Annotated in this window: 21 protein-coding genes; 7 read left to right on the forward strand and 14 right to left on the reverse strand. The window is 73.3% G+C overall.

Features of this window, described 5'->3' with window-relative positions; translation table 11 throughout:
• Nucleotides 1–22 precede the first annotated feature (22 nt).
• The 3 genes from C5507_RS13440 to C5507_RS13450 are packed head-to-tail and all read right to left on the reverse strand — an operon-like array spanning nt 23 to nt 3,389.
• On the reverse strand, nt 23–1,507 hold the full coding sequence (locus tag C5507_RS13440; protein WP_104529033.1) for a mannitol dehydrogenase family protein: 1,485 nt from the start codon (nt 1,505–1,507) through the stop codon (nt 23–25).
• The gene (locus C5507_RS13445) at nt 1,504–2,619 is read right to left on the reverse strand and encodes a LacI family DNA-binding transcriptional regulator (RefSeq protein WP_242611058.1); all 1,116 of its coding nucleotides are present in this window, start codon (nt 2,617–2,619) and stop codon (nt 1,504–1,506) included. The genes C5507_RS13440 and C5507_RS13445 overlap by 4 nt, the downstream gene beginning before the upstream one ends.
• A 41-nt stretch (nt 2,620–2,660) precedes the next feature.
• Nucleotides 2,661–3,389, reverse strand: coding sequence for an SDR family oxidoreductase (locus tag C5507_RS13450; protein WP_104529034.1), 729 nt, complete (start codon nt 3,387–3,389; stop codon nt 2,661–2,663).
• 218 nt (nt 3,390–3,607) lie between these two features.
• On the opposite strand from C5507_RS13450, the gene C5507_RS13455 reads away from it, so the two are divergent.
• Nucleotides 3,608–4,303, forward strand: a complete 696-nt coding sequence (locus C5507_RS13455; RefSeq protein ID WP_104529035.1) for a nucleoside/nucleotide kinase family protein — start codon at nt 3,608–3,610, stop codon at nt 4,301–4,303.
• Between the two features lie 63 nt (nt 4,304–4,366).
• Here the strand turns inward: C5507_RS13455 and C5507_RS13460 are convergent, their stop codons facing one another.
• From C5507_RS13460 to C5507_RS13475, 4 genes are read right to left on the reverse strand one after another with little or no spacing between them, the layout of a single operon-like run.
• On the reverse strand, nt 4,367–5,353 hold the full coding sequence (locus C5507_RS13460) for an ABC transporter substrate-binding protein (protein ID WP_104529036.1): 987 nt from the start codon (nt 5,351–5,353) through the stop codon (nt 4,367–4,369).
• Complete coding sequence (locus C5507_RS13465; protein WP_104529037.1) at nt 5,350–6,444, reverse strand: ABC transporter permease; 1,095 nt, start codon at nt 6,442–6,444, stop codon at nt 5,350–5,352. Before C5507_RS13465 ends, C5507_RS13460 begins: the two co-directional genes overlap by 4 nt.
• Nucleotides 6,441–7,199 carry an ATP-binding cassette domain-containing protein gene (locus C5507_RS13470; RefSeq protein ID WP_104529038.1) on the reverse strand — a complete coding sequence of 253 codons (759 nt, stop codon included), beginning with the start codon at nt 7,197–7,199 and terminating at the stop codon, nt 6,441–6,443. The genes C5507_RS13465 and C5507_RS13470 overlap by 4 nt, the downstream gene beginning before the upstream one ends.
• Nucleotides 7,196–8,320 (reverse strand): LacI family DNA-binding transcriptional regulator, encoded by a 1,125-nt coding sequence (locus tag C5507_RS13475; RefSeq protein WP_158657602.1) that lies wholly within the window; start codon nt 8,318–8,320, stop codon nt 7,196–7,198. Before C5507_RS13475 ends, C5507_RS13470 begins: the two co-directional genes overlap by 4 nt.
• 244 nt (nt 8,321–8,564) lie before the next feature.
• On the opposite strand from C5507_RS13475, the gene C5507_RS13480 reads away from it, so the two are divergent.
• The gene (locus C5507_RS13480) at nt 8,565–9,818 is read left to right on the forward strand and encodes an AGE family epimerase/isomerase (RefSeq protein WP_104529040.1); all 1,254 of its coding nucleotides are present in this window, start codon (nt 8,565–8,567) and stop codon (nt 9,816–9,818) included.
• A gap of 4 nt (nt 9,819–9,822) precedes the next feature.
• Here the strand turns inward: C5507_RS13480 and C5507_RS13485 are convergent, their stop codons facing one another.
• Nucleotides 9,823–10,656: a class II fructose-bisphosphate aldolase gene (locus tag C5507_RS13485; protein WP_207225730.1), complete on the reverse strand. Its 834-nt coding sequence runs from the start codon at nt 10,654–10,656 to the stop codon at nt 9,823–9,825.
• A 203-nt stretch (nt 10,657–10,859) separates the two neighbouring features.
• On the opposite strand from C5507_RS13485, the gene C5507_RS13490 reads away from it, so the two are divergent.
• Together C5507_RS13490 and C5507_RS13495 are read left to right on the forward strand one after the other, a co-directional pair.
• On the forward strand, nt 10,860–11,831 hold the full coding sequence (locus C5507_RS13490) for a 1-phosphofructokinase family hexose kinase (protein ID WP_130504213.1): 972 nt from the start codon (nt 10,860–10,862) through the stop codon (nt 11,829–11,831).
• On the forward strand, nt 11,828–13,213 hold the full coding sequence (locus C5507_RS13495; protein WP_104529043.1) for an FGGY-family carbohydrate kinase: 1,386 nt from the start codon (nt 11,828–11,830) through the stop codon (nt 13,211–13,213). Before C5507_RS13490 ends, C5507_RS13495 begins: the two co-directional genes overlap by 4 nt.
• Before the next feature lie 83 nt (nt 13,214–13,296).
• Here C5507_RS13495 and C5507_RS13500 read toward each other — a convergent pair whose 3' ends face one another.
• From C5507_RS13500 to C5507_RS13525, 6 genes are read right to left on the reverse strand one after another with little or no spacing between them, the layout of a single operon-like run.
• A complete protein-coding gene (locus C5507_RS13500) occupies nt 13,297–14,280 on the reverse strand; it encodes a cyclase family protein (protein ID WP_104529044.1) in 984 nt (327 codons plus the stop codon).
• A 37-nt stretch (nt 14,281–14,317) separates the two neighbouring features.
• Complete coding sequence (locus C5507_RS13505) at nt 14,318–15,595, reverse strand: ABC transporter substrate-binding protein (RefSeq protein WP_104529045.1); 1,278 nt, start codon at nt 15,593–15,595, stop codon at nt 14,318–14,320.
• Nucleotides 15,592–16,695 (reverse strand): branched-chain amino acid ABC transporter permease, encoded by a 1,104-nt coding sequence (locus tag C5507_RS13510; protein ID WP_104529046.1) that lies wholly within the window; start codon nt 16,693–16,695, stop codon nt 15,592–15,594. The genes C5507_RS13505 and C5507_RS13510 overlap by 4 nt, the downstream gene beginning before the upstream one ends.
• Nucleotides 16,692–17,573, reverse strand: a complete 882-nt coding sequence (locus C5507_RS13515) for a branched-chain amino acid ABC transporter permease (RefSeq protein WP_104529047.1) — start codon at nt 17,571–17,573, stop codon at nt 16,692–16,694. The genes C5507_RS13510 and C5507_RS13515 overlap by 4 nt, the downstream gene beginning before the upstream one ends.
• On the reverse strand, nt 17,570–18,307 hold the full coding sequence (locus C5507_RS13520) for an ABC transporter ATP-binding protein (protein WP_104529048.1): 738 nt from the start codon (nt 18,305–18,307) through the stop codon (nt 17,570–17,572). Before C5507_RS13520 ends, C5507_RS13515 begins: the two co-directional genes overlap by 4 nt.
• Nucleotides 18,304–19,128 (reverse strand): ABC transporter ATP-binding protein, encoded by an 825-nt coding sequence (locus C5507_RS13525; protein ID WP_104529049.1) that lies wholly within the window; start codon nt 19,126–19,128, stop codon nt 18,304–18,306. The genes C5507_RS13520 and C5507_RS13525 overlap by 4 nt, the downstream gene beginning before the upstream one ends.
• Before the next feature lie 285 nt (nt 19,129–19,413).
• Here C5507_RS13525 and C5507_RS13530 point away from each other — a divergent pair, with 285 nt between their 5' ends.
• The 3 genes from C5507_RS13530 to C5507_RS13540 all read left to right on the forward strand — a co-directional run bounded on the left by C5507_RS13530 (nt 19,414) and on the right by C5507_RS13540 (nt 23,352).
• Nucleotides 19,414–20,355 carry an MBL fold metallo-hydrolase gene (locus C5507_RS13530; RefSeq protein ID WP_104529050.1) on the forward strand — a complete coding sequence of 314 codons (942 nt, stop codon included), beginning with the start codon at nt 19,414–19,416 and terminating at the stop codon, nt 20,353–20,355.
• A gap of 17 nt (nt 20,356–20,372) precedes the next feature.
• Nucleotides 20,373–21,308 carry a fumarylacetoacetate hydrolase family protein gene (locus C5507_RS13535; protein ID WP_165400446.1) on the forward strand — a complete coding sequence of 312 codons (936 nt, stop codon included), beginning with the start codon at nt 20,373–20,375 and terminating at the stop codon, nt 21,306–21,308.
• A 112-nt stretch (nt 21,309–21,420) separates the two neighbouring features.
• Nucleotides 21,421–23,352, forward strand: coding sequence for a helix-turn-helix domain-containing protein (locus C5507_RS13540; protein ID WP_104529051.1), 1,932 nt, complete (start codon nt 21,421–21,423; stop codon nt 23,350–23,352).
• The last annotated feature ends 478 nt before the right edge of the window (nt 23,353–23,830 follow it).

Genomic DNA, 23,830 nt, shown 5'->3' on the forward strand with positions numbered 1-23,830 from the left:
CCCGGCGGTCTCCTCGTGACGGTCAGGAGCCGACGGTGCGTGCCGTCGCCTCCCGGGCCCCGAACCGGTCCAGCAGCTCGGCCGCCCGCGCGTAGGAGCGCCGGAAGCGTTCGTCCGCCCCGAGGTCACCGAAGATCTCGCCGACCGCGAGCACTGCCAGGCGGTCGCCGTCCGGTTGGCGCAGCAGCGGGGCGAGCCGGGCGAGCCGGGCGTCGACCACGGGGATCGGCGCGCCGTCCTCGTCGGTACCGCCGGCGTACCGCGCCCAGGCGGCCACGGCGAGCACCGCGAGGTCGATCGGGCCGCCGGAGGCGAGCTGCTCCCGGATGACCGGGAGGACGAAGGTCGCGAGCCGCTCGGAACCCTCGGCGCAGTTGCGGGCCAGGGTGTCGCTGACGGCTGGGTTGGCGAAGCGCTCGAGCAGGGTGCGCCGGTACTCCGCCAGGTCGGTGCCCGGCACCGGCGGAAGGGTCGGCGTGGCCTCCAGCCGCATGTACCGCTCGACCAGCTGGTGGAAGAGCGGGTCGGCCATCACCTCGTCGACCCGGCGGTACCCGGTCAGGTAGCCCAGGTAGGACATCACCTGGTGGCTGGCGTTGAGCAGCCGCAGCTTCATCAGCTCGTAGGGGCGCACGTCCTCGACCAGCTGGACGCCGACCTCGTCCAGGGGCGGGCGGGCGTCGCTGAACCGGTCCTCCAGCACCCACTGCAGGTACGGCTCGGCCACCACGGGCCACCGGTCGGCCACGCCGGTCTCGTCCGTCAGCCGCCGACGGTCCGCGTCGCTCGTCGCCGGGGTGATCCGGTCGACCATCGAGTTCGGGAAGGCGACGGAGGCGGCGATCCAGTCGGCGAGCCCGTCGCCGGTGCGCGCCTCCTGCAGCCGGACGAACTCCAGCAGCGTCTGGCGGGTGAGGTCGCCGTTGCCTTCCACGTTGTCGCAGGAGACGACGGTGAACGGCGGCGTGCCCGCCGCACGGCGCCGGCGCAGCGCCTCGGCCAGCAACCCGAACGCGGTCCGGGGGGACGGGCCGGCCAGGTCGGCGGCCAACGCGTCGTCCAGCCGGAACCGGCCGGTGGACTTGTCGGTGCTGTACCCGCCCTCGGTGATGGTCATGATGACCAGCCGGGTCCTGGGCGCGACCATCGCCGCCAGCACGGCTCCGGGGTCGTCGTCCAGCAGGAGCAGCTCCACGAGCGAGCCGACCACCGAGGGCTCGATCGACCCGTCGGCCCCCTTGAGCACCAGCGTGTAGAGCCCGTCCTGGGCCCGCAGCGCCGTGTGCAGCGGACGGTCGGCGGCGAGCACCCCGATGCCGGTGATCCCCCAGTCCGCGTGCCCGAGTGCCAGCAACCGGTCGAAGTAGACGGCCTGGTGCGACCGGTGGAAGCCCCCGACGCCCAGGTGGACGACGCCGCTGCCGACGGCGGTGCGGTCGTACGCCGGCCGCCGCACCGTCCCGGGCAGCACGGGCAGGGTCGAGCTGGACAAGGGCGTTGCGGTCACGGCGGGGGCTCCTCGGCGAGCGACGGTGGGATGTCGGGAGAGCGAAGGCCGGTCCGCGCTGCCGCGCCCCCGGCCCGGGGAGCGCCGGTACCGGAGCGCGGACAGGACGACGGGAACAGGGCCGCTGCCTTCGCCGGCGACCAGCTCGATCGTCGCTCGACGAGCCGGACCGGGCGGACGGTGTGCCGGCGGAACCGGCGCTCCGGGGCCTCGATCCGCGCGACCACCCGCTCGGCGGCGAGCCGGCCGAGAGCGGCCGGGTCCTGGTCGATCACGGTCAACGCCGGCGAGAGCATGTGGGCCATCGGGAAGTCACCGAAGCCGACGAGGGCCCAGCTCATGCCGGCGAGCGCGGGCACGAGCGTCATCGTCGTCCGGGCGTCACCGGTGATCAGCGCCGTCGGTGGCCGAGCGGCCGAGCGGAGCCGGGTGACCACCTGTTCGGCGCTCTCCGGGTCGACGGCGCCGAACGCGACCAGCTCGTCCGCCGGCGACAGCCCCGCATCGGCCAGCGCCATCCGGTGGCCGGTGAGCCGGTCGGCGGTGGTGGTCATCGCCGGGCTGTCCCCGACGAAGGCGATGTCCCGGTGCCCGCGGGCGAGCAGGTGCTCGGTGGCGATCCGGCCACCCTCGCGGTCGTCCCCGGTGAAGGCGTCGGCGGTCAGGTTCCGCGGCGGGCGGTCGACGAAGACGACCGGGAGCCGGGCGGCCCAGGTGGCGAGGTGGCCGTGGTCCTGGGACGTCGGCGCGACGACCAGCCCGCTGAGCGATCGGCCGAGCAGCGACTCGAGCGCGCCCGCCTCGCGCCGCGGGTCGTACCCGATGCTGCTCACCACGACGGCCATGTCGGCGTCCGCGGCGACCTCCTCCACCGCCTTGGTCAGGACGGCGAAGAACGGGTCGGCGAGGTCGGGGACCGCCACGCCCAGCACCGGCGGACGGCCGTTGCGGAAGGACTGGGCCAGGGAGTTGGGGACGTAGCGCAGCTCCCGCAGCGCGTCGGTCACCCGCGCGCGGGTCCCCGGCAGGACGTGCGGGTCGTCGTTGAACACCCGGGACACCGTCTTGGCGCTGACCCCGGCGAGGGCAGCGACGTCCCGCATCGTCGTCATCGCCGATGCGGTCCGTCCGGGGCGCGGTCGGCGACGCACGGTCAGCGGGCGGTGTAGCCGCCGTCGATGGGCAGCGAGACGCCGGAGATCATCGAGGCGTCGTCGCTGAGCAGGAAGACGATCGGGGCGGCGATCTCGTCCTCGGTCGCCCAGCGTCCCAGCGGAATCTGGTCCAGGAACGGCCGCTCGATGTCGGGCCGACCCCAGTACCACGCCGACATCTCGGTCATGACCACGGTCGGGTTCACGCTGTTCACCCGGATGCCGTGCTTGCCGAGCTCGAGCGCCGAGACGCGGGTGATGTTGTCCAGCGCCGCCTTCGACGAGCCGTAGGAGATGTGACCGGGCAGCGCCACCAGGCTCGCCTGGCTGGACACGTTGACGATGGCCCCGCCCCGACCCAGCCGGATCATGGACGCCGACGCGTACTTCGTGACCAGCAGCGCGCCACGGGCGTTGATGCTGATCACCTTGTCGAAGACATCGATGTCGGTCTCCATCGGAGTGGCGATCTCCCCGCCGAAGCCCCCGCAGTTGACCACGCCCCACAGGTCCAGCCCGTCGAGCGCCGAGCGGACGCTGTCCTCGGAGGTCAGGTCGAACGCGAGCGGCCGGGCGCCGGTCCCGGCAGCCAGCTTCTCGAGCGACTCGACCGATCGGCCGCTGGCGATGACGTCCGCACCCGCGGACCGGAGCCGGCGCACCGTGGCCCCACCGATGCCGCCGGTGGCCCCGGTGACCAGCACGGTGCGGCCGTCGAAGTCGGTCATGGAAGCGCATCTCCTCAGCAGGTGCCGTCGCGGTCGTGCACCGCCGCAGGAGCGCCGGTCCGCCGACCGATGCAACCACAGCACGACGCTCATGTCACCGGTGACATGGGTGTCGGCCCGCCGCGTTGACGGCGGTGCCGACCCATCTCTACCGTCCTCCGTGCCCCGCTGCGCCCATCCAGCGCCGCAGCGGCAGCCGGCGCGGGAGGACGTGGACGGTGCACGAGCAGGCTCCGCCCGGCGCGGGTTCCCCGCCGGCCGTCCGCGCGACGCCGCAGCAGCTGGTCGACCGGGCAGCCGCCCTGGCACGACCGGGCACGCGGCGCGTCCTGGGCATCACCGGCGCCCCCGGAGCGGGCAAGTCGACCCTCTGCGCCGCGCTGCTGCACGCCCTCGGTGACCGGGCAGCGCTGGTGGGCATGGACGGCTTCCACTACGCGAACGCCGAACTGGCGCGCCTGGGTCGCGCCGACCGGAAGGGAGCACCGGACACCTTCGACGTCGACGGCTACGTCGCTCTGCTCGGCCGGCTGCGGACGCCGCCCCCGGTGCCGGTGTACGCGCCCCTGTTCGACCGAGCCCTCGAGGAGTCGATCGGCAGCGCCGTCCGGGTCGGGCCGGAGACCCCGCTCGTGCTGACCGAAGGCAACTACCTGCTGCTGGAGGAGCACGGCTGGTCGGCGGTGCGCGCCTGCCTCGACGAGGTCTGGTATCTCGACGTCCCGCCGGACGTGCGCGAGCGACGCCTCGTCCGCCGGCGGCGCTCCTACGGTCACGCGCCGGAGGCAGCCGAGGAGTGGGTGCGCTCCGTCGACGGGCGCAACGGCCGCACCGTCGAGGCGTCGCGGTCGCACGCCGACCTCGTCGTCCACCTCGACGTCCCGGAGGCGTCCGGGGACGGCATCCCCGGCTGACCCCGCGCACGCGGACGCCCCGCCCCTCGGCAAGAGGGACGGGGCGTCGTGCGCTACGGCTGCTCAGCAGCTGGAGCGGTACACCGAGTCCTGGTTGTCGGCCAGGTTCTCCTGCGTCAGGATCGTGAACCCGGTCTGGATCTCGGCCTCAGGCTCCTCACCGTTCAGCGAGGCGACGACCTGCTCGAGCCCCTGACGGCCGATCTCGGCCGGCTGCTGGGCGACGAGCGCCTGCACGGTCCCGCTCTCCAGCGCCTCCACCTGCGCCGGACCCGCGTCGAAGCCGACGACGGTGACCTGGTCCTGGGCGTTGGCCTGGCGCAGGCCGGTCGCCGCACCCTCGGCGGCGAAGAGGTTGGTGCCGAAGATGCCGATGAGGTCGGGGTCGGACTGCAGCGTCGAGGTGACGATCCGGGCCCCCTCGGCGACCTCGTTCTGCGCGTACTGCGTGGGGAGCGCGGTGAACTTCGGGTCCTCGGCCAGGGCGTCGAGGAAGCCCTTGATCCGCGCCTCGTTCGTGCTGATCCCCGGCTCGTGGCCGACGATGAGCACCTTGCCGCCGTCGGGGTTGGCCTCCTGGATGGCCTCGAAGGCCGCGGCCCCACCACCCTCGTTGTCCGAGGCGACCTGGGTGACCGCCATGGACGGGTCCTCCAGGGTGGTGTCGACGAGGCCGACGGTGACGCCGGCGTCGGCCGCCGCCTTGATCGGGCGGTACATGCCGGTGACGTCGGTCGGGGCGATGAGCAGCCCGTCCGGCGCGCTGGCCGCGACGCTGTCGACGATCGGGGTCTGCAGCGCGGGGTCGAACTGCTGCGGGCCCTGCGTGGTGACCTCGACGCCGAGCTCCTCGGCCGCCTCCTGGATGCCGCACTCCATGGTGATGTAGAACTCGTCGCCGGCGACGCCCTGCACGAAGGCGATCTCGTAGGCCTCGGAGCCGCCGCCGCCACCCCCACCGCCGTCACCGGCGTCGTCCCCGCCGCACGCGGCGAGAGCGAGGGCGAACGCCGAGATGGCGGCGATCCTGGCCGTGGTGCCTCTGTTCACTGTGCTTCCTTTCGACGTGCCCCTGATGGGCGGGAGAACCGTGAGGACAAGGAGCGGCGGGTGCTGGCCCCGCGCGTGGCTGCGGCCCGTCGGACCTGGTCGACGTAGACCGCGGCGATCAGGAACGCGCCGACGACGACCTGCTGCCAGAAGGGCTGGACGCCCATGATCACGAAGCCGTTCTGGAGGACGGCCGGGATGAAGAGACCGATCACCGTGCCGGCGATCGTGCCGATGCCGCCGAAGAGGCTGGTCCCGCCGATGACGACACCGGCGATGACGTTCAGCGCGGTGTTGGACTGCCCCGCGATCGTCGTCGAGGAGAAGAAGGCGAGGTTCAGGATCCCGGCCAGGCCGGCGCAGAAGCCGGCCAGCGTGTAGACGAGGACCAGGTGCCGGTCGGCCCTCACCCCGACCCGTCGCGCGGCCTCGCCGTTGGAGCCGACGGCATAGGTGTAGCGGCCGAATCGGGTGCGGTGCAGGATCACCGCGCCCACGACGACGACGACCAGCGCGATGAGCGACAGGTAGGGGATCTGGCCGAACAGCCGCCCGAACCCGATCGTGTCGGTCAGCACCGTGGGGGCGCCCCGCAGGTCGATGCCGCCGGTCAGGATCTGCGCGGCGCCCAGCGCCATGCCGAGGGTTCCGAGGGTGACGATCAGCGGCGGCACCTTCAGGCGGGCGACCACCACGCCGTTGAAGAGGCCCCACAGCGTGCCGGAGCCGCAGGCCACCAGGGCACCGACGATCGACACGCCGACGCCCTGCCCACCGAGGGCCGTCATGACCTTGGCCGCGACCACGCCGCTGAAGACCAGCACGCTGCCCACGGACAGGTCGATCCCCCCGGTGATGATGATGAACGTCATCCCGACGCCGATGATCGCCAGGATCGAGACGTTGACGACGACGTTGCGGAAGTTGTTCACCGAGAGGAACGCGTCCGGTTCGGCGATGCTGAACAGCACGATGAGGACGAGCAGCACCCCCAGGATCTGGAACGCCTGGGCGCTGACGAGCCGCTGCAGCGCACTCTTCGGCCGTTCCTCGGCAGCGGCGTCCTGCTCCGGCTGGGTCGCGGTGATCACGCCGCCTCCTGGTTGATCGCGCCGGTCATGGCCCCCACCAGCTCCTCCATCGACGTCTCCTTGGCGTCGTAGGTCGCCACCCTGCGGCCCAGGCGCAGCACCTGGATGCGGTCGGCCACCTCGATCACGTGCGGCATCGAGTGGCTGATGAGGACGACGGCGATGCCGCGGTCGCGCACCCGCTTGATCAGGTCCAGCACGTTGCGGGTCTGCACCACGCCGAGGGCCGCCGTGGGCTCGTCGAGGAAGATGACCCGGCTCGCCCACGCCGCGGCGCGCGCCACGGCGATCTGCTGCCGCTGGCCGCCGGACATCGAACCGACGGGTGCGGTGAAGTCGCGCACCGTGGCACCGAGGTCGGCGAACGCCCGCTGGGTCTTCTCCTTCATCTCCGCGTGGTCCATGAACCCGAGCCGGCCGAGCAGGCCGGACCGCATGACCTCCCGCCCCAGGTACATGTTCTGCACGGGGTCGAGGTGGGGGGCGAGCGCGAGGTCTTGGTAGACGGTCTCGATGCCCAGCGCGCGGGCCGCGGCCGGGCTGTCGATCGTGACCCGCTCGCCGTCGCTGTACAGCTCGCCCGAGTCGACCGCGAGCGACCCGGACAGGGCCTTCACCAATGTGCTCTTCCCGGCGCCGTTGTCGCCGATGAGCGCGACCACCTCGCCGGGGTCGATGTCGAAGTCGGCGCCGTCGAGGGCACGGACGTGCCCGAACTCGCGCCGGAGGCCCCGGGCCTCGAGGGCGGGGGTCACCGTGCCCCCTCCTGTGCGTTCAGCGACGTCATGGTCGACGTCCTCCCTTCCCCTCCGTGGCGCGCCATGTCCTGCAACCTGTCCTGTGGCCGGTCGTGGTCCGGGACGACCTCCCGGTCGTCCGGCCGGAGCTCGCCGGAGCCCCGCGGCACCAGCCGGACCGGCACCGTCACGGTCTCCGGGGGGGCGTCGAGGTCGTCGAGCCGGCGGAACAGCCGCTCCGCGGCGGCGCGGCCGATGACCTCGGGGTCGTGGTCGAGGACCGTGACCGCCGGGACGAGCGAGTCGGCCATCGCGAAGTCGTCGAAACTCACCACGGCCACGTCCGTGCGCCCGCGGCCGTGGAGGAGGGGCACCAGCCCCAGCGAGCAGCGCATGTTCGACGAGAAGATCGCCGTGGGCGGCTGCGGGGCGGCGAGCAGCTGCTCGGCCGCCGCGCGGGCCTCCGCGGCCGTCCCGGCACCCACGGCCACGAGCGACTCCTCGTCGGCGAGCCCGTGCGTGGCCAGCGCCCGGCGGTAGCCGGCCAGGCGCAGCCGCGTCGTCGGGTTGCGCAGCTCGGACCCCAGGAAGGCGACCCGGCGGTGGCCGTGGTCGAGGAGGTGACGGGTCGCCATCTCCCCCGCGGCGAGGTCGTCGACCAGCACGGCGTCGCTGACCAGCCCCTCCGGGAGCCGGTCGATGAACACGATCGGCGTCCGCCGGCCGGTTCCGGCGAGGTAGGCATGGCTCTGCGCCATGGGAGCGACGATGAGGCCGGCGACCTGGCGCACGAGCAGGCTCTCCACGATCACCGACTCCCGCTCCGGCTCACGGTTGCCGACGCTGGACACCATCACCGCGAGGCCGCGCTCGTGGGCCGCCTGCTCGACGGCGCTGGTGAGCCGGGCGAAGAACGGGTCGGCGAGGCTCTCCACGACCAGACCCACCACGTCGGCGCGACCGACCCGCAGCGACCGGGCCACCAGGTTGGGCTGGAAGCCCAGGTCGGCGATCGCCTGCTGCACCCTGGCGCGCGTGGCGGGGGTGACGTGCGCATCCCCGTTGACCACCCGGGAGACGGTCTTCGCGCTGACCGCCGCCACGTGGGCGACGTCACGCAGCGTCACGCGCTCACGCATGCCTTTCCCCCTCGTGCCCTGCGAGGGGCGCGACGAGCCGCTCTCGCGCGGTCGGTGCGGGAACGGGCACGGCAGAACCTTCACGGGGTCATCGAGCGGTCCGGAGTGACCTGCGTCATGCAACAGCCGCGTTGTCATCGATGTCAAGCCTCGATGTGCAGCCGAGACCGAGCCGTTGCAAAGCGCTAGGGTCCCTCCACCGACCGCACCGGCACACCTGATCGGCCACTTCCGAGGAGGACCCATGACGACGACCGGTGACTCCCCGCAGTCAGCCTCGTGGATCTCGCTCCCGAGCCACCGGGCCTGGCTGGACCGCGAGGGCGACCGCCTGCTCGCCTTCGCCGAGGCAGCCGGGAGCGCCTCGACGGGCTTCGCCTGGCTCGACGACGAAGGGCGCCCGGACGCCGCCCAGGCGCCGCAGCTGTGGATCACCGCGCGGATGACGCACGTCTTCGCCCTGGCCCACCTGCGCGGGCGGCCCGGCGCCGGTCCGCTGGTCGACACCGGGCTGGCCGCCCTGACCGGTCCCTTCCGGGACGCCGAGCACGGCGGCTGGTACTCCTCGCTCACTCCCCCCGGCGAGCCCGCGGCCACCGCCAAGTCCGCCTACGACCACGCGTTCGTCGTGCTGGCCGCGGCCAGCGCCACCGCCGCCGGGCGGCCGGGCGCGGCCGACCTGCTGCAGGAGGCGCTCGCGGTGGTGGAGCAGCACTTCTGGCGGGACGACGAGGGCCGGTCGGTGGAGAGCTGGGACCGCACCTGGACCGAGCTGGAGGCCTACCGCGGCGCCAACAGCAACATGCACACGGTCGAGGCGTTCCTCACCGTCGCGGCCGTCACCGGCGACGAGCGCTGGCTCGCCCGCGCCACCAGCATCGCCGAGCGGCTGGTGCACACCGCGGCCCGGGATAACGGCTGGCGGCTGCCCGAGCACTTCGACCCCGAGTGGCGGCCGCTGCCGGACTACAACGCCGAGCGGAAGAACGACAAGTTCCGCCCCTACGGCTCCACCCCCGGCCACTGGCTGGAATGGTCACGCCTGCTTCTCCACCTGGAGGCGGCGCTCGGCGCCGACGCTCCCGACTGGCTGCTGCCCGACGCCCGCAGCCTGTTCGACGCGGCCGTCGAGGTGGGCTGGGCACCCGACGGGGAGCCCGGCTTCGTCTACACGCTGGACTGGTCGGACCGCCCGGTCGTCGCCTCCCGGCTGCACTGGGTGCTCACCGAGGCCATCGGCGCGGCGGGCGCGCTCGTCCGACGCACCGGCGAACCCGGCTACGAGCGCTGGTACCGCACCTTCTGGGACGAGGCCGTCACCCGGTTCGTCGACCGGGACCGGGGCAGCTGGGTGCACGAGCTGCCGGTGGGGGACGCCGACGCCGTCTGGACCGGGAAGCCGGACGTCTACCACGCCTACCAGGCCACGCTCCTCCCCCAGCTCCCGCTGGCGCCGGTGCTGGCCGCGGCCCTGCGGCAGGAGCCCGGTGCGGGCTGAGGCGTCAGCCGGCCAGCAGCCTGACCAGCCGCTCGACCTCCTGCGCGGTCGCCGTCCGGGCCGCTCCGAGGTACTTCCGGGGGTCGACGAGCGCCGGGTCGGCGGCGAGCATGTCGCGCACCGCGCGGGTGAAGGTGCCGTTCAGGTGCGTGGAGATGTTGATCTTCGTCATGCCGGCCGACACCGCCTCCCGCAGGTGGTCGTCCGGTACGCCGGAGGAGCCGTGCAGGACGAGGGGTACCGGTACGGCGTCCCGGATGGTCGCGATCAGGTCCAGGTCGAGCCGCGCGGTGCGCGTGGTCATGGCGTGCGAGCTGCCGACCGCCACGGCCACGGCGTCGATGCCGGTCTCCTCGACGAACCGGGCGGCGTCCTCCGGCCGGGTCCGGACCCCAGGGGCGTGCACGCCGTCCTTGCCGCCGATCTCCCCGATCTCGGCCTCGACGGAGGCCCCCCGGTCGTGCGCGCGCTCGACGACGCGCCGCGTGGTGGCGAGGTTCTCCTCGACCGGCAGGGTGGAGCCGTCGAACATCACCGAGGTGAACCCGAGGGTCAGCGCCTGCTCGACGAGGTCGACGTCGGTGGCGTGGTCCAGGTGGACCACCACGGGGACGCCTGCCGCGTCGGCGACCTCGAGCATGGCGCGGCCGACGGGCGCCAGCGCCCCGTGGTACCGGACGGCGTTCTCGCTGACCTGCAGGACGGTGGGCCGGCCCGCCGCCTCGGCTCCCGCGACGATCGCCTCGGCGTGCTCGAGCTGGATGACGTTGAAGGCGCCGAGGCCGCTGCGCGCCTGCTGCGCCGCGGCGAGGACGTCGGTCAGTGCTGCGCGTGCCACGGGGTGCTCCTCGGTTCGGCGGTCCCGCCGGGAGCGTCCGGAACGGGCTCGGGGGCGGCAGGGAGGCCCCTGCGCGGCGCCGGGCGCCCGCATCGGGCGACGCGGCCGGCGGGACGGCGGCGCCCGGCCGGGAACGTAGCAGCCAGCCGATCCAGCGTGCTCTGCGGTCCGCCCGCAGTGTCGCCAGGCCCAGGAGGAGATCCGTGCACGAAGCGCCCGCAGGCCCGATGATCCACGTCGTCAGCCCGAACCCCGCCCAGGACCGACTGCAGGTGGTGCCGCGCCTCGTGCCGGGCGAGGTGCACCGCGCCGTGGACGTGGTCAGCCGGCCGGGTGGCAAGGGCATGATCGTGGCCCGGGGCAGCGTCCGGCTGGGTGGCCGCGCCGCGCTGCACGGCTTCGTCGGCGGGTCCGTGGGCGCGCAGATCTCGGCCGGCTGCCGGGAGCTGGGTATCGACGACCGGCACGTGCCGATCCGGGGTGAGACTCGGGTGACCACCGTGATCGTGGACCGCGCGACGGGTGCCTCCACGGTGATCAACGAACCGGGCCCGGAGGTCGGCGGCGCCGAGGTCGACGCGCTCGTCGAGCGCCTGCTGACGGCGGTGCGGCCCGGTGACCTGGTCGTGTGCACCGGGAGCCTGCCGCGGGGTGCCCCGGACGACCTCTACGCGCGCTGCGTGAGCGGGCTGCGCGGGCGGGACGTGCTCACGGTCGTGGACACGTCCGGTCCGGGGCTGGCCGCCGCCCTGCGCTCGGGCCCCGACGTGGTGAAGGTCAACGAGGAGGAGTTGCGGGTCGACGGCGGGCTGACCGGCGACGGCGAGGACGCGGACCTGGACGCGCTGATGACGCGGGCCCTGGCGGCCGGGGCCCGGGCGGTCGTCGTGACCCGCGGTGCGGCCGGGCTCTCCTACCGGTCGGCGGACGAGGGGTGGGACGTGTCCAGCCCGAGCGTCCCGGTGGTCAACGCCACGGGCTCCGGGGACATGATGCTGGCGGGCTTCGTCACCTCGCTCGCCCAGGGCGAGGACCGCCCGACCGCGCTGCGCACGGGGGCCGCGGCCGGTGCGGCCAACGCCCGGCGGCTGGAGCCCGACCTCGGCGGGCGGGACGAGGTCCACGAACTGCGGTCCGCCTCCGTCGCCACCGCCGTGGCCGGGCTGCGCCCGTGAGCGCCACGTTCCTGGGCATCGACATCGGCACCACCCGCACCAAGGCAGTGCTCCTCGAACCGGACGGCGGCACGGTCCTCGGCACGGCTGCCGTCCCGACGCCGCAGACCGAGGACGGCGGGACCGCCGTCCACTCCCCCGCGGCGGTCCGCGGGGTCGCCCTCGACGTCGCCCGGCGCGCACTGGAGGAGGCAGGTTTCGGGGCCCGCGCCGCGCTGGGCGGCATCGCCGTCACCTCGGTGGGCGAGGAGGCGGTGCTGCTCGACGCCGCCGGGCGGCCGGTCGGGGACGTGCCCACCTGGTTCTCCGGCGTCGGCCACGCGCCGGCCCGGGAGCACGCGGCCGAGCTGGACCGCCGAGCCCCGGTGACCGGCCTCCGGCACCCCGAGTACACCGTCCACGCCCTCGCGTGGTGGGCCCGCGCCCGGCCGGCCCCGGCCAGCGCGGCCACGACGCTCACCGATCTCGGCAGCTGGCTGCTCGCCTCCCTGGGCCCCGGAGAACTGGTGATGGACCACTCCCACGCGTCCCGCACGGGGCTGTTCGACGCCCCCACCCGGTCGTGGCGCCCCGAGGGCCTCGACGTGGTGGGCATGGGGCACCTCACCCTGCCCCGCCTCGTCCCCTCCGGCACGGTGGTCGGCGAGCTGGGCAGCGCCCTCGCCGCGGAGCTCGGCGTCGCGCCCGGGATCCCGCTCGTCACCGGCGGGCACGACCACTTCTGCGGCGCGCTGGCCGCCGGTGCCCGCTCCCCCGGCGACCTGTTCGTCTCCGCCGGCACGTCCGAGGCGCACCTCCTGGTCACCGACTCCCTCGACCCTGCGGCCACGGCCGGCAGCGAGGTGGGCTGCTTCGTGACCGACGGCCTGTACTACCTGCACGCGGCGCTGCCGTCGGGGGCGCTCTACCTGACGTGGACGAAGCTGCTGGGCCTGGACCCCTCCGCCGACCTCGACGACCTGCTCGGCGGGGAACCGGTGGGCAGCCGGGGCGTGCGGGGGCGGATCTCCGCCGACCGCCGGCTGAGCCTGGACGGCGTGCCGCTGGACGTCACCCCCGCGACCGTGCTGCGCGCCCTCATGGAGACCACTGCGGTGGCGTCGCGCGACCTGACGCGGGACCTCAGCCGGGCCGCCGGCCGGGCCGTCACCCGGCGGCTGCTGGCCGGCCGGCCGGCCGAGTCGGCGACGTGGCGGGAGATCCGGGAGGCGGTCGGCGAAGGCACCGCCGCGTTCGTCGACGCGCAGGAGGCGACGGCCCTCGGCGCGGCCCACCTGGCCGTCCGCGGGGTCACCGGCCAGCTGCCGCCACCGGTCCCTCGACGCCCCGGCCCCGCCCTGCCTCCGGAACGCCGGCAGGAGTACGCCCGCGCCCTCGGATGACCGCACCCGGCCGGCGCAGTCACCAGGTGCGAGAACTCCTCCCCGGTTGCAGCCGGTTGCCGGCGGCGGTGTCCGGAATCGGGCTACTTGATCGCGAGCGCATTCACCGGCGAACCTGCCCCACCGGTGATGGGCAACGGGGCCGCGGAGAGCAGGAACTCGTAGACGCCGTCGGCAGCGCAGTCCTCGCCGATCGCCTGGAGATCCCAGATCTCGCCGAACGGGATGCCCATGTGCACGAGGGCCACCACGTGCAGCGGCTGGAACAGGTCGATCTCGTTCGGTCGCACCTCGCAGCCCCACGTATCGGTGGCGATCGCCGCGATGTCGTGAGCGTGCAGCCACGGCGCGACGTGCAGCGAGAGGCCGGGGGCCGGACCACCGGCGAAGTCGCCCCATGCCGCGCGACGCGTCTCCAGCATGCCCGTCCGGACGATCACGGCGTCTCCCCGCCGGATCTCCACACCCTGCGCCTCGGCAGTGGCATCCAGGTCTTCGGGACCGATCGCGTAGCCCGGGTCGAGGCTCTCCCGCTCCAGGTGGCGCGCGACGTCGAGCAGGACGCCCCGCATGACGAAGTCCTGCCGGTAGTTCTCGATCCCCCCGCGAGCCGCGCCGGCCGAGGTCACCGTCGCGGCGTCGAAACCGTTGTAGAGCTTCCCGTGCCAGAAGATGTGCGCGAGCGCGTCCCACTGGGTCCCTGCCTGGTTCGGCATCACCAGGACGTCGTCGGCGAACCCGAACCCCTTCGCCGGGCCGAAGCCCGCTGGCAGAGGGTCCTGCGCCCCGGCGAGATGGTCGGTGCCGGTCGCGGTCATCATGTTCAGCGGATTCGCCCGGAACCCGCCTGCCTGCGGCCCGTGCAGGTCGTAGGGCAGTGACATCGAGATGACCTTGCCCTGCCGGACGAGCTGCGTCGCGGCGGTGACCTCCTGCGGACCCACGTGGTTCATCGCTCCCCGTTGGTCCTCGGGTCCCCACCGGCCCCAGTTGGAGAACCGGGCGATGTAGTCCTCGATGATCTCCTCGCCGCGGAACGATCCTGCGGCGGAACTCGCGAGCGACATCGCCCGGTCCTCCTGACTGTCGGTGGGATGGGTGGGACTACTCGGTGATGCCGGCCTCGTAGACGTCGATCAGCTCGCCGACGTCCTGCCACGAGGTGCCGTCGAAGCGGAGCATCTGGTACTCGTGCACCAGCCGGCCGCTCTCCCCCGCGATGAGGTCGGCGCCCGGGACGAGCACGTCGCTCTCCTCGCCGTCGACGGCCATCCAGGCCTCGTTGAAGGCCTCGCTGGTGATCTCCTCGTCGCCGAGCGACTCCAGCACCGACAGGACCGCCTGGCAGACGCCGTAGCCGTTCGCGGTGAAGATCAGGTCCGGGTCGGCACCTTCGCCGTACTGCTCGATGACCTCGCGGTAGCGCTGGATGCCCTCGTCGTCGGCCCACCGAGAGTCCGACGGGTCCTTGAGCCAAGCCGCCCCGTAGATGCCCTCGGCCGCGTCGAGGCCGGCGGGCTCGAGGTTGGTCTTGATGGAGGTGCCGCCCGAGTAGACGATCACCTGGACCGGCCAGCCGATCTCCTTGATGTACTTGATCGCGTTGGCCTGACCGGCGGTGCCGGGGTTCATGTAGAGGACGTTCACGCCGGCGGCCTGCAGCTGGTTGAGCTGCGAGGTCCAGTCGGCGAGCGTGGGCTCGACCCGCAGCCGGTTCTCCTCCGGGAAGACCGTCGCGGCGTCGCCGCCGAGACCGGCCTCGATGCCGGCGATGTGGCTGTCGGCGAGCGTGTTGTTCAGCGAGATCAGCCCGATCTCGGGCGAGGGGAACTCCTCCGGGTGCTCCATCACGTAGCTGGTGACGGCCTCGGCCTCCCAGCTGAGGTCCGGCCACCAGGCGTGCGTGAAGGGGAACTCCTCGACCCGGCTGAACTCCGCGTTGCCGGCCAGGACGATGTGCGGCACCTGGCTCTCGTTCATGTAGGGCTGGATGGCGACGTTGGTGCCACCGAAGGAGATGAAGGCCGCCACCTGCTCCTGCTCCACCGCCTCCCGCGCGTTGGCGGTCAGGCGAGCCGGGTCGTACGCGTCGTCCGCCGCGGTGTACTCGATCTGGCGCCCGTTGACGCCGCCGTCCTCGTTCACCGCGGCGAAGCAGGCCGCGATGGCCTGGCTCGCGTTGGAGAAGACGGCGTAGGGACCGCTGAAGGGGAAGCTGCCGCCGATCTTGATCGCCTCGTCGGTGACCCCCTGCGCGCCGCCGCCGGACTCCGCCTCGCGGCGGTCGGAGCCGCCGCAGGCGGTCGCGGACATCGCCAGCACCAGCGTGATGGCGGCGACCCCCCGGGCTGAGGTGATCGGGCGTCTGGTGGACCGGCTCATGACTGTGCCTCCTGTGATCGAGCGTGGATTGACCTGCGCCGGACGAGCCGGTTGCGCGCCTGCCGGACCAGTCCGGCCAGGCCTCGGGGGAAGAAGTAGATGACCAGCAGCAGGGCGGCGGCGTAGACGACCTGCTGCCACTGGCCCGCTGCCGCGGGCTCGACGAACCCGCCGAGGCTCTCGGGCACGAAGACCACGAACGCGGCGCCGATGATCGCCCCGACGAACGAGCGGCTGCCGCCGACGACGGCGCCGGCGATCAGTGAGATCGACAGCAGGAAGGTGAAGCTGTCCGGCGTCGACGTGCGCGTGGTCAGGTGGAAGAGGGCGCCGGCCAGGGCCGCCACCGCCGCGCTGATGGCGAAGACCGCGACGGTGATCCGGTTGGTCGGAACGGCGTGCGCCGCGGCCATCACCCGCGAGGACGCCGCGGCGTCCAGGGCCCGCCCCATGCGGCCCCGCAGCATGTTGGACAGCAGCCAGAAGACGACGGCCAGCACCACGAGGTTGACGAGGAACAGCCACTGCGGGGAGGAGAAGGGCAGTCCCGGAGGAGCCTCCACGCGCGGGGTCGTCTTGCCGAACGGGCCGCCGGTCAGCCAGTCCAGTCGGGTGAGCAGCGGTGGCAGGAGCAGCGCGATCGCCAGCGTGATGAGCCCGAGGTTCATCCCGCCGAGCCGCAGCGCCGGCAGGCCCAGCAGCGCCCCGACCAGCAGGCCGACCAGGAGCGACGCGAGGACGGCCAGCGGCCAGGGGACGCCGTGGTCGGCGACCAGGATCGCGGTCGTGTAGGCGCCGATCCCGAACAGCGCGCCGTGACCGGCGGAGATGGTGCCCGCCCAGCCCAGCAGCAGGTTGAGGCCGCCGATCGCGATGGCGAAGGTGATCACCCGGTTAAGCTGGAAGAACTGGAAGTCGCTGATGACGCTCGCCGGGGCGAGGGCGGCCAGCAGGAGGACGACCGCCAGAGCCGCCGTCCACCAGGCCGTCCGGAGACCGACGCGCGGAGCGGGCGGGAGTGCGTGCGACGTGGACACGGTGGGTTCGCTGTCCCTCTCGGCCGGGGGTTCGACGACGGCCGGGGTCCGTGCGGCGGTCATGCCCGCACGCTCGAGGCCCGGCCGAACAGGCCCTGCGGGCGGAGCAGCAGGACCAGGAAGATCACCGCGAACGGCACGACCAGCTGCAGGTCCGACCCGATGCCCGGGATGTACCGGCTGGCCAGGTTCGCGGCGACGCCGAGCACCAGGCCACCGACGACGGCGCCGACGCGACTCTCGAAGCCACCCAGGGTGGCCGCGGCCAGCGCCAGCAGCAGGGAGCTGTCCATCATCGCGGGAGAGACGCCCAGCGTCGGCGCGAAGATGACCCCCGCCACCGCGCCGACCGTCGCGGCCAGCCCCCACCCCAGCGCCAGCATCCGGCCCACGTCGATGGACAGCAGCCGGGCGGAGGCCGGGTTCTGCGCGGCGGCCCGCATGCGCAGGCCGAGGGTCGTGAAGCGGAAGAAGGCGCCCGCGAGCAGCAGCGTCACCAGGACGACGGCCGCCGCCCCGAGCTGCTGAGCGGTGAGCCTGGCCCCGAGGACCTCGACGCTGCCGCCGCCGAAGGGGCTCCCGAGCTGCTGCGGGTCGTCGCCCCAGATGAGGGCCACGACCGCCTGGAGCCCGATGAGCAGCGCCACGGTGACGGTGAGCATCACCAGTGGGCTCGACCCCTCCACCGGGCGGATGAAGACCCGCTCGATCAGGGCACCCAGGACGAAGCTGGCGGCCAGCACGAGCACCAGCGCGAGCCAGAAGTCCATCCCGTTGCTCACGAGACTCCACGCCAGGTAGGCCGACGCGGTCGCCATGACGCCCTGGGCGAAGTTCACCGCGCCGGTGCCCTGGAAGACCAGGCAGATGGCCAGGGCGAGGCTGGCGTAGATGAAGCCGGTGCCGAGGCCGGACAGGATCTGCTGCCAGAGCTCGGTCATGCCGGCCGGCCGGTCTGCTCGGCGCCGAGGTACGCGTCCTGCACGGCGGTGTTCTCCCTCAGTTCTGCTGCGCTGCCGGACGCGACGACGCGGCCGGACTCGAGGACGTAGGCGCGGTCGACGACCGCCAGGGCGCGCCGGGCGTTCTGCTCCGCCAGCAGGACGGCGAGCTGCCACTCCGCCTGCAGGACGCGCAGGCTCCGCAGGATCTCGGTGGTCACCATGGGCGCGAGCCCGAGCGAGGGCTCGTCGACCAGCAGGAGTCGCGGACGGCCGAGGATGGCCCGGGCGATCGCGAGCATCTGCTGCTGGCCGCCGGACAGCGCACCGGCCTGCCGGCGGGAGAACTCGCGCAAGATGGGGAACAGCTCGTGCACCGCCGCGAGGTCCTCCTTGACCTGGCCGCGCAGGCGCTTGGCGCGGGCGAGGGCCCCGAGTGTGAGGTTCTCCTCGACCGTGAGGTCGACGAAGGTGCCGCGGCCCTCGGGCACGTGGCCGACGCCGAGGCGGGCCACGCGGTGCGCCGCCCATCCGGTGACGTCCTGCCCGTCGAGGAGCACCGCGCCCTCGACCGAGACGGTTCCCGAGACGGCCCGGAGCGTCGTCGTCTTGCCGGCGCCGTTGGCACCCAGGAGGGCGACCATCTCCCCCTCGGTGACGGCGAGGTCCATGCCGTGCAGCGCCTGGACGCCGTCGTAGGCGGCCCGCACCCCGGTGAGCTGCAGGAGGGTCATGACTCGGCCTCGTCGCCGAGGTAGGCGGCCAGCACCCGGGGGTCCCGCCGCACGAGCGACGGTTCGCCCTCGACGACGAGCTTGCCGAAGTCGAGGACGGCGATGCGCCGGGCCACCCGCATCACGAGCGCGACGCTGTGCTCGACGAGCAGCAGGGTCGCCCCGGACCGCTCGGCGAGGCCGGTGAGCAGGTCGGCGAACTCCAGGGCCTCCGTGTGGCTGATGCCGGCCGCGGGCTCGTCGAGGAGGACCAGCCGCGGCTGGGCGACCAGCGCCCGTGCCAGCTCCACCCGCCGGCGCAGGCCGTGCGGGAGGTCGGCGGCCCGGGCGCCGGCCAGCGGCAGGAGCCCCATGAGCTCCAGCGCCTCGGCGGACCGGTCGCGCAGTTCGCTCTCCTCGCGGCGCGACCGCGGGCTGAGCACCATGTGCGGGAGCAGGCCCGCGCGGGTCCGGGAGAAGCCGCCCAGCATCACGTTGGCCAGGACCGTGTCGTCCTCGATCAGGGTCGGCGTCTGGAAGGTGCGCGCGATGCCGAGCGCCGCCCGGGCGTGCGGGGACTTCCCCGCCAGGGACTCCCCCGCCAGCTCGATCTCGCCCTCGCCGCGGTAGATCCCGCTGATGCAGTTGAACAGCGTGGTCTTGCCGGCACCGTTCGGCCCGATCACAGCGGTGACGCCGCCGGTGGGCACGTCGAAGCTGACGCCGTCCAGCGCCCGGAGCCCGCTGAACGTGATGGACAGATCGCGGATGGACAGGACGGGTCGCTGCCGTGCGGAGTCGTCGGTCCGACCCGTGGGAGCGGCGCTCGGCGGGGCGGTCATGGAGTCCGTCCCGGTGACCAGGTGTGACGCATGCCATCGGACAGTACGGATTCTGCGACGCAACTCACTTAGCGCAGTGAACAAAGATTGGCCGATCTGTCATGCAGCGCGACCATCGCCGTGCCGGCCGCTGCGCACTAGCGTCCGTCCTGAGCTGTCGCCCGCATCACTTCCAGGCCCCTCGAACGCAGTGGTCGCCGGCGTCGTGCGGCACCCGTCCGGCCGTACGACGACTCGTCCGTCGTCAACGGGAGACCGACGCTCCCGAGCACCCGAGGAGAACCGATGCACCCGACGTCCACCCACCCCTTCCCGCCGGGGCCGGCGACGCTGCAGGAGGTGAGCGACGGCATCTACGCCTACCTGCAGCCCGACGGCAGCTGGTACCTCAACAACACCGGGTTCCTGGTCACGCGCACCGGGGTGATCTCCGTCGACGCCACGTCCACGGAACGCCGCACCCGCGCCTACCTGGAGACCATCGAGCGGATCTCCGACCAGCCGGTCCGGACCCTGGTGAACACCCACCACCACGGCGACCACACCTACGGCAACTACCTGTTCGGCGGGGCCACCATCGTCGCCCACGACCGGACCCGCGAGGAGCTGCTGGCCGCCGGCCCGCCGGCGAACCTGGGCCTGTTCGACGACGTGGAGTGGGGCGACGTCGAGATGGCGCCGCCCTTCCTGACCTACGACCGCGGGGTGACGCTCTGGGCCGACGACGTGCGCTGCGAGGTCCGCCACGTCGGGACGCCCGCGCACACGACGAACGACTCCATCGTCTGGATCCCGGAGCGGTCGGTGCTCTTCTGCGGCGACCTGCTCTTCAACGGGGGCACGCCGTTCCTGCTGATGGGGTCGGTGGCCGGCGCGCTCGAGGTCCTCGAGGACGTCGTCCGCCCGTTGGGCGCCGAGACGATCGTCGCCGGTCACGGTCCCGTCTCCGGACCGGGCCTCATCGACGAGATCGCGGGCTACCTGAGGTTCGTCCTCGACGTGGCGGCGAAGGGACGAGCCGCGGGGCTCACCCCGCTGGAGACCGCCCGGGAGACCGACCTCGGCGCCTACGCCGAGCTCACCGACGCCGAGCGCATCGTCGGCAACCTGCACCGCGCCTACGCCGAGCTCGACGGCGCCGAACGGGGCGCCCCGATCGACATCGTGGCCGCCCTCCAGGACATGGTCGCCTACAACGGCGGCCGCCCACTCACCTGCCTCGCCTGACCGACAGGAACACTCCCATGCGCTGGTCCACCTACCTCTCCCCCACCGACGGCCGCGAGCACGTGGCCCTCTCCCGCGACGGCCGCCTGCACGGGCTGCGCGACGTCACGAACCTCCTCGAGCTGCTGGGCGACGGCTTCGGCGAGCGGATGGCCAAGGCCGCCGAGCGCGCGCTGCAGGACCCCTTCGAGGTCGTGGAGGAGGCTGGCGCCCAGTTCCTGGCCCCGATCCCCGCGCCGCCGTCCATCCGCGACTTCATGGCCTTCGAGGAGCACGTCAAGACCAGCAGCGAGGCACTGGGGCACGGCGTCAACCCGGTCTGGTACGAGATCCCGCTCTTCTACTTCACCAACCCCGCGGCGGTACACGGACCGCACGACGACGTCGCCGTCTCCCCCGGTTCGGCACGATTCGACTACGAGCTGGAGATCGCCGCCGTCGTCGGCCGCGCCGGCAGCGACCTGGATCCGGCGCAGGCGGAGAGCCACATCGCGGGCTACATGGTCCTGTGCGACTGGAGCGCCCGCGACCTCCAGGAGCAGGAGATGCGGGGACTACTCGGCCCCGCGAAGGGCAAGGACGGCGCCACCAGCTTCAGCCGCTACCTCGTCACCCCCGACGAGCTGGAGCCCTACCGGGCAGGCAACGCCTACGACCTGGCCATGACGGCGCAGGTCAACGGCACGCAGTACTCGCGGGGCACCTTCTCGACCATCTACTGGAGCTTCGCCGAGCTCCTGGCCTACGCCTCCCGCGGGACCACGCTGCGACCGGGCGACGTCGTGGGCAGCGGCACCGTGGGCACCGGCTGCATCCTCGAGCTGTCGAGGGTGCACGGCGAGGAGGCGTTCCCGTGGCTGCGGCCCGGTGACCGGGTCCGCCTCGAGGTCGAGCACGTCGGCGTGATCGACGTCGGCGTCGTGCCGGGACCCGCCGTCGTCCCGCTGCGCTGATCCGGCGCGGCGAGACACCGTCGGCGCGCCGGGGCGATCGGTAGTCTCCGGCGATGGCCCGGTGCACAGGCATTCGTGCTGACGTGGTGCAGCGCGACAAGGGAAGGACCGCATGACCGGCCGCCGTACCTCGCAGGCGGCCGGCGCGGTCGCGCCACCGGTAGCCGGGTCCGATCACCGGTGGTCCGCGGCCATGTCGATCAGCGCGGATCTGCTCCGTGCGGTGAACCGCGAGGCCACCGTCCCTGATCTGCTGGCCCTGGCCGCGCGCCACGCGTGCCGGTTGCTGGGAACGGAGTTCGCTGCCGTCTTCCAGGTGGCCGATGGCGACCGGCTGGTCGTCGGCGGCTCCCACGGCCTCAGCGCGGAGTACGTCGCCCTGGTGAACAACGCCGAGCCGCTCACCCTGTCCGTCCGGAGCTTCCGCACGCCGAGCACCAGCGCCGTGCTCGGCGGCCACGCCATCGCCTTGTCCGACGCGCTCGCGGACCCCGACAGCGCACAGTGGGCCGACATGGCGAAGATGCAGGGCTACCGGGCTCTGCTGGCCGCCCCCATGCACGGGCTCGGCGGTGTGGCCCTGGGCTCGATCACCGCGTACAGCCGGGCTGTCCGCGACTTCACTCCCGACGACGTGCGGCTGATCGAACTGCTGGCAGAGCACACAGCGGGCGCGCTCGAGGCCGCGGGCCGCCGGGATGCGCAGAACGGGGAGGTCGACCGGCTCCGGCTCGAGACGTCGCGGGCCGCCGCGGACGTGGAGCGCTACGCCCGGTTGCTGCACCTGCACGTCGAGCTCTGCGACGCCGTGCTGGCGAGCCGGGGACTCGCCGGCATCGTGGAAGCGGTGGCGGAGGCGGTCGGCGGCACGGCCGCCATGTGGGACACCGGCCTGCGCATGGCTGCCTGGGCGGGCGCGGGCGCGGGCGCGGGTTCGGTCCCCATCGACGGGGGCGCGGATCAGCTGCTCGACGGCCTGCGGTCCGTCGCCGCGGCCGAACACGCGGCCGGGGGCGAGGGCAGGGCAGCAGCGCTGCGCGAGTCGCCCGACGGGACACCGGTCTGGGTGGCGCCGATCTCGGTGCACGACCACCTGCGTGGGTGGCTGACCGCCAGCGGTCCGGGCGTGGAGCTGCTGTCCGCACCCGACTCGGCGGGCCTGACGCTGCCCGTGGCCCTCGAGCTCCAGGCCACCCAGCACCAGGCGGAGATCGAGGCGCGGATCGCCAGCGATCTCCTCAGCGAGCTGCTCGCCGACACCGCGGAGTCCCGGGCACCGATGCTCCGCTCGCGGGCCGAGGCACTGGGCCACGATCTGCGGGCACCGCACTTCGCGGCCCTCCTGTCCCCGACCCCCACCGCCGTGGGGCGACGTCCGGAGCGCATCGCCCAGGCACGGGACCTCGCCCGCCTGGCGGCCCGGCTCGTCCACATGTCCCCCCGCCCGCTGATCGGGATCATGGACGGCAAGCTGCTGGCACTCGTTCCCGAGCGTGGCCCGGAGGGGTGCGCCGGGACATCCGCCGAGCCGGCGCACGGCGACGACGCCGCACTGGCTCTGCTCGCGGAGTCAGCGGCCGCCCTCTATCCCGACCGCCGCGTCCACGTCCTCGTCAAGCGCGGCATCCTCGGGATATCGGCCTACCGCAGCAGCTATCTGCTGCTCGTGCGGGCTGCCGAACTGCTGACCGCGCACTCCCCCGACCTCGTGGACATCGACAGCTTCGGCCTCTACGGGGTGATGCTGGACTCGGGCCCCGGTGAAGCGCTGAGCGACTTCTCCCGCCGGCTCCTGGCCCCGCTCATGAACCCGAGCGCGGCCAGCGGGTCCCACCTGACGTCGACGCTGGAGAACTGGTTGGCCAGCGGCACCTCGGTGAACGAGTGCAGCAAGCGGATGTACCTGCACCGGAACACCGTCGCCTACCGGCTGCGGAAGATCGAGGAGCTGCTCGGCGTCGATCTGTCCAAGCCGGACGACGTCCTGAAGATCCAGCTGGCCATGGTCGTCGCGACCGTGTCGGGCTGGCGGCCGGCACCGTAGCGAGGGCGGCCTCCACCGCCGACCCACCGTTGCCGGGGGGGGGGGGGGGGGCGCATCTGGCGGCGATCGCGCCCAACGTCTCGCCGATGGAGAACTACTCCGAGATCTTCTCCCGCGGCGGGCGCGTGCGGACGCGGACTGACTCTGGGTGGGCGACCCCGATGTGGCGGACCCGGCCTTCGACCAGCGGCGACTCGACGCCTTCGCGGCCCATCCCGCGCCCCGCACCGGCGGGACCACGGCGCCCCGCGCGAGCATCGGTACGGCCGCGAGGACGTGCCGTGCAGGGCCGCCACCCTGCGGCCCGGCCGGTCCTCCCCCAGGTGGCACGGGAGCAGTACCGGGTCGACTCACATGGCGGATCCAGTGGGCGACGCAGAGGGGGACGACCGGGGCGAGTTCGTCCTCGTCCTGAGCAGGCACGGACGGCGCCCGGTGAGTCCAGTTCAGCCCGGGATCTCGACGCGCAGCGCTGGGG

Source organism: Blastococcus saxobsidens, from assembly GCF_002938435.1.
GTDB lineage: Bacteria > Actinomycetota > Actinomycetes > Mycobacteriales > Geodermatophilaceae > Blastococcus > Blastococcus saxobsidens.

What these genes read in the sequence shown, in the direction of transcription:
- C5507_RS13445 (WP_242611058.1), bottom strand. Translation starts at nt 2,619, where the DNA reads ATGACGACGATGCGGGACGTCGCTGCCCTCGCCGGGGTCAGCGCCAAG.
- C5507_RS13450 (WP_104529034.1), bottom strand. Translation starts at nt 3,389, where the DNA reads ATGACCGACTTCGACGGCCGCACCGTGCTGGTCACCGGGGCCACCGGC.
- C5507_RS13475 (WP_158657602.1), bottom strand. Translation starts at nt 8,320, where the DNA reads ATGCGTGAGCGCGTGACGCTGCGTGACGTCGCCCACGTGGCGGCGGTC.
- C5507_RS13480 (WP_104529040.1), top strand. Translation starts at nt 8,565, where the DNA reads ATGACGACGACCGGTGACTCCCCGCAGTCAGCCTCGTGGATCTCGCTC.
- C5507_RS13500 (WP_104529044.1), bottom strand. Translation starts at nt 14,280, where the DNA reads ATGTCGCTCGCGAGTTCCGCCGCAGGATCGTTCCGCGGCGAGGAGATC.
- C5507_RS13505 (WP_104529045.1), bottom strand. Translation starts at nt 15,595, where the DNA reads ATGAGCCGGTCCACCAGACGCCCGATCACCTCAGCCCGGGGGGTCGCC.
- C5507_RS13510 (WP_104529046.1), bottom strand. Translation starts at nt 16,695, where the DNA reads ATGACCGCCGCACGGACCCCGGCCGTCGTCGAACCCCCGGCCGAGAGG.
- C5507_RS13515 (WP_104529047.1), bottom strand. Translation starts at nt 17,573, where the DNA reads ATGACCGAGCTCTGGCAGCAGATCCTGTCCGGCCTCGGCACCGGCTTC.
- C5507_RS13520 (WP_104529048.1), bottom strand. Translation starts at nt 18,307, where the DNA reads ATGACCCTCCTGCAGCTCACCGGGGTGCGGGCCGCCTACGACGGCGTC.
- C5507_RS13525 (WP_104529049.1), bottom strand. Translation starts at nt 19,128, where the DNA reads ATGACCGCCCCGCCGAGCGCCGCTCCCACGGGTCGGACCGACGACTCC.
- C5507_RS13530 (WP_104529050.1), top strand. Translation starts at nt 19,414, where the DNA reads ATGCACCCGACGTCCACCCACCCCTTCCCGCCGGGGCCGGCGACGCTG.
- C5507_RS13535 (WP_165400446.1), top strand. Translation starts at nt 20,373, where the DNA reads ATGCGCTGGTCCACCTACCTCTCCCCCACCGACGGCCGCGAGCACGTG.
- C5507_RS13540 (WP_104529051.1), top strand. Translation starts at nt 21,421, where the DNA reads ATGACCGGCCGCCGTACCTCGCAGGCGGCCGGCGCGGTCGCGCCACCG.